The sequence below is a fragment of the Meridianimarinicoccus roseus genome (assembly GCF_003172915.1).
In the GTDB taxonomy this organism is placed as follows: Bacteria; Pseudomonadota; Alphaproteobacteria; order Rhodobacterales; family Rhodobacteraceae; genus Meridianimarinicoccus; species Meridianimarinicoccus roseus.
The window spans coordinates 1-5,002 of record NZ_QGKU01000023.1; the positions used below are offsets into that span (position 1 = coordinate 1).

At 64.7% G+C, this 5,002-nt stretch carries 1 protein-coding gene; it reads right to left on the bottom strand.

Annotated elements, in window-relative coordinates; translation table 11 throughout:
• Window positions 1-5,002, bottom strand: a 5,002-nt coding sequence (locus tag DKT77_RS20865; RefSeq protein ID WP_238547703.1) for a beta strand repeat-containing protein, incomplete at both ends; no start/stop codon positions are given.

The window sequence follows — 5,002 nt, forward strand, 5'->3', positions numbered from 1 at the left end:
GTCCCCGCGCCCACATTGATCGTGTCGCCATCGCTGGCCGCGTCCACCGCCGCCTGGATCGACATGCCGTCGACCACGCCAAAGCCGTCCGCGAATTGCAGCGCTTCGATGCCGATCAGCGTGTCGCTGCCATCGGGTGCGCCCGAGCGCGTGTCGGTGATACTGATCGCCCCGGAGGCATCGACGTTGATCGTGTAATCCGCGAAGTTGCCGGTGAACGTGACCACGTCGAGCCCGTCATCGCCCGAGATGAACTCGTCGTCGGCCGTGCTTGAGATGGTCGTGTCGGCGGCGACGGTCACATCGGCCACGACCTTGTCATAGGCGACACCGTCGATGGTGTTCGGACCGGTCTCGATCACGAAGCCGGACCGGTTGTCGATGACCCCGGTATTGGCGTCGCTCCCCAGCGTGTCGGTGAACGTGTTGCCCGAAACGCCCGAGAAATCGACCGGGCCTGCAGTTACCTGGTCGTTGTTTCCATCGTCCTGAAGTCGGCCCGAGAAATCGAAATGCCCGATGGCGAACCGCGGGGCCGTATCCTCGAACGCGTTGGACTGAATGACGAAGCTGCCCTCGTCGCCGGTCCGACCGTCGGTGGCGATAGCCGTCGGGAAGCCGAAATCGCCGCCGCTGCCGCCAAGGTCGAACTTGCTGCTGGTCACGCTCACGTCGCGCGCCGTGACCGCATCGCCGTAATTCAGGTATATCCCGTAAGGGAATTCCGTGTGGCTCGCACCTGGATCAGCCGGCGCCTTGAAGGCTGTGAACAGCACGTTGTCGACGGTGATGTCGCCATTCGTGCCCGACACATCGATGCCCGCGGGGCTGAAGGACAGGCCAGCTTCTGCCGATCCGTCGACCTGGATGACGGAGTTGACCACACTGAGATCACCGCTGCTGTAGGCTTGGATGCCGCTCAGACCGTTGCCGCTTTCCGGCCCGGTGCCCAGAAGCCGCACGCCGTCCAGCGACAGCCCGCCCGTGCCGGTCAGCGTGAATCCGTCGATGATCGTTTCGCTGCCCGGCGCCTGTCCCGCCCAGTTGTCGCCGGTCGGCGAAACACCGGCAAGCGCGCCCGAAATCGACAGCGCCTTGTCGGTGATGAGGATCTTGCCCTCCGCGGAATAGTCCCCCGCGCCTACGAGGATTGTGTCGCCGTGGCTCGCGGCGTCGATGGCGGCCTGGATCGACATGCCGTCGTAGACGAGGAAGGTGGACGAGCCGGTGTTCGTGACCTCGATCACCTCGATGCCCGACAGCGTTTCGGTCCCGTCCGGGCCCGCGATCTGGCCGCTGAACGCGCCGCTGCCGTCCACCGACGCGCCCGTCACGGTGAAGTCGCCCAGCGTCACGGCCGCCCCGCCGCCATCGGCGATCACCGCCGTGTCGGTGCCGACGCCCCCGACATATTCGTCATCGCCCAGCCCGCCGATCAGACGGTCGTTGCCCTCGCCACCGGACAGCACGTCGCCAAGATCGCCGCCTTCGATGAGATTGACCTGATCGCCGCCATTCCAATTGACCGTGGCGCTGTCGCCCGTGATGTCCGGAACGCCCGTCACGACCGCGTTGCCATTGATGTTCAGGGCGTTGCTGGTCAGCCCGTCGAAGCTGTTGCCAGAAAGAATATTCACCGTGCTCGAATCGTCGGCGTTAAAGCCCACGGCGATGCCGGTGGTGCTGCCGTCAACGTCGTTGTCTTGGAAATCGGCCTGGGTTCCCGACGCGAAGAACGTGCTTACGAGGAACGCCGCCGAGGTCGAACCGTCGCTCGACGCCTCACCGAGGTTCTGCGACACGGTGTTGCCGATCACGTCGATATCCGCCCCGGCGCTGATATCGAGCGCGTAATCCAGATGATCGCCAGCGCCCTTGCCGGTATAGGTGTTGTCCTGGAAGATCCCCGTCACGCCGTCGCCGAAATACAGGACGCCAACGCGGCCGATATCGGTGAAGGTCGAATTCGTCACGTCGACATCGCTCGCCGTGCCGAACGCGACGATGGCCGTGCCCGCGTAGCCCGGGAACTGGATATCGTTGAAGCCCACGCTTTCGAAGCTGCCCGACCCCCTGTGCCGGAACGCCTGGTGCACGTCGTTGCCGTCGCCGTCGACCGTCAGGTCCGATACGTCGAGCGTGACGCCCTCGCCGACGAGGAAAAGACCGCGCGCATCCCCGGCGCCGCCGGTGCTGAAGTCCGCAAGGATGGTCGTCGCTCCGATCCCCGCCCCCAAGATCGTCAGGTCCTTGTCGATTACGACCTGCGCGCCGCCAACGACAACACTTCCGGACGCGATGCTGATCGTCGACCCATCAGGCGCCGCATCGACCGCCGCCTTGATGGTCGTGAAGGAGCCGACAAAGCCGCCGCCGCCATCGGTCACCACAACCGGGTCGCCCACCGCGAAGGCGGCGTCGGCGAATGCCAGCACCTCGACGCCGGTGAGGGTGTCCGTGCCCTCGTCGCCGTCGCCTGCGTTATTGTCCGTGACCTCGCTGAACCCGATGATGGCACCGCTGACGTCGAACTCGGGCGTGATCGTGTAATCCGCGAAATTACCCGCGTACACGGCGGTATCCGAGTCGAGACCACCGTCTATGCTGTCGTTGCCCAAGCCGCCGATAAGCGTGTCGTCCCCGCCGAGGCCCGAAAGCGTGTCATCACCACCATAATCGATCCCGGTCTCCGCGGGCGCGTTCAGAAGGTCCGCGGCCTCGGTTCCGGTCTGGACATCGGCAGCATCGGAGCCACGAACGAACACGTCGAACCCGGGATTGCCCGACGAAGTGTTGGTGACGGTTACGCCGGAAAGGTCGAGCGTGCTTGTGGCTGCCCCCCCGGCGAAGCTGCCTGGATAGCCGGATGCTCCGGCCCCGGCAGTGCCCGGCGACGCGACAGGATCAACGAAGACAAGGTATCCCCATTCGGCACTGCCGTTCAGCGTCACACCGGTAAAGCTGGCGGCCGACAGGTCTGTGTAGCCTTGAATCGCCAGATGCGGCTTGTGGTAGGCGCCCGTGACGTTGACATTGTTCAAAAAAACCGTGCCAATCGGCTCGGTCACATCATAGGTGGCGGGGTCGAAGCCAGCGATCTGGATCGCGTTGTCGCCCTTGCTTGCCGTTGGTGCGCTTTCGCTCAAGGTACTGATGATGTCGACATTCTCGATCGTCGCATCGCCGGTGTAGCCGAACAGGATGATGTCGCCGGTTCCGTTCGAGCCGCCGCCACCGTTGTCTTCGAAGTCGCTGTTCGTGATGTTGATGGAGCCGAGACCCGGTGCGCCCGATCCTGTCCCTACGCCATGGACTGTGTTGCCCTTGAAGACGCTATCGTCAATCGAAAGACTCGAAAGCACTGCCCCCGAAGACACGCGCACACCGACCGAATTGTTCTCGAAGGCAAATCCCGAGATCGAGACGCTCTCGCTTCCGCCCGCATCGATGTCACCCGCGATCTGGATGCCGTTTCCGGCGGTGTCGATGATGGGCCGGTTGCCCGCCCCGTCCGCAACCCCGGTGAGCGTCAGCGCCTTGTTCACACTCAAGGACTCAGCATACGTCCCCGCGCCCACATTGATCGTGTCGCCATCGCTGGCCGCGTCCACCGCCGCCTGGATCGACATGCCGTCGACCACGCCAAAGCCGTCCGCGAATTGCAGCGCTTCGATGCCGATCAGCGTGTCGCTGCCATCGGGTGCGCCCGAGCGCGTGTCGGTGATACTGATCGCCCCGGAGGCATCGACGTTGATCGTGTAATCCGCGAAGTTGCCGGTGAACGTGACCACGTCGAGCCCGTCATCGCCCGAGATGAACTCGTCGTCGGCCGTGCTTGAGATGGTCGTGTCGGCGGCGACGGTCACATCGGCCACGACCTTGTCATAGGCGACACCGTCGATGGTGTTCGGACCGGTCTCGATCACGAAGCCGGACCGGTTGTCGATGACCCCGGTATTGGCGTCGCTCCCCAGCGTGTCGGTGAACGTGTTGCCCGAAACGCCCGAGAAATCGACCGGGCCTGCAGTTACCTGGTCGTTGTTTCCATCGTCCTGAAGTCGGCCCGAGAAATCGAAATGCCCGATGGCGAACCGCGGGGCCGTATCCTCGAACGCGTTGGACTGAATGACGAAGCTGCCCTCGTCGCCGGTCCGACCGTCGGTGGCGATAGCCGTCGGGAAGCCGAAATCGCCGCCGCTGCCGCCAAGGTCGAACTTGCTGCTGGTCACGCTCACGTCGCGCGCCGTGACCGCATCGCCGTAATTCAGGTATATCCCGTAAGGGAATTCCGTGTGGCTCGCACCTGGATCAGCCGGCGCCTTGAAGGCTGTGAACAGCACGTTGTCGACGGTGATGTCGCCATTCGTGCCCGACACATCGATGCCCGCGGGGCTGAAGGACAGGCCAGCTTCTGCCGATCCGTCGACCTGGATGACGGAGTTGACCACACTGAGATCACCGCTGCTGTAGGCTTGGATGCCGCTCAGACCGTTGCCGCTTTCCGGCCCGGTGCCCAGAAGCCGCACGCCGTCCAGCGACAGCCCGCCCGTGCCGGTCAGCGTGAATCCGTCGATGATCGTTTCGCTGCCCGGCGCCTGTCCCGCCCAGTTGTCGCCGGTCGGCGAAACACCGGCAAGCGCGCCCGAAATCGACAGCGCCTTGTCGGTGATGAGGATCTTGCCCTCCGCGGAATAGTCCCCCGCGCCTACGAGGATTGTGTCGCCGTGGCTCGCGGCGTCGATGGCGGCCTGGATCGACATGCCGTCGTAGACGAGGAAGGTGGACGAGCCGGTGTTCGTGACCTCGATCACCTCGATGCCCGACAGCGTTTCGGTCCCGTCCGGGCCCGCGATCTGGCCGCTGAACGCGCCGCTGCCGTCCACCGACGCGCCCGTCACGGTGAAGTCGCCCAGCGTCACGGCCGCCCCGCCGCCATCGGCGATCACCGCCGTGTCGGTGCCGACGCCCCCGACATATTCGTCATCGCCCAGCCCGCCGATCA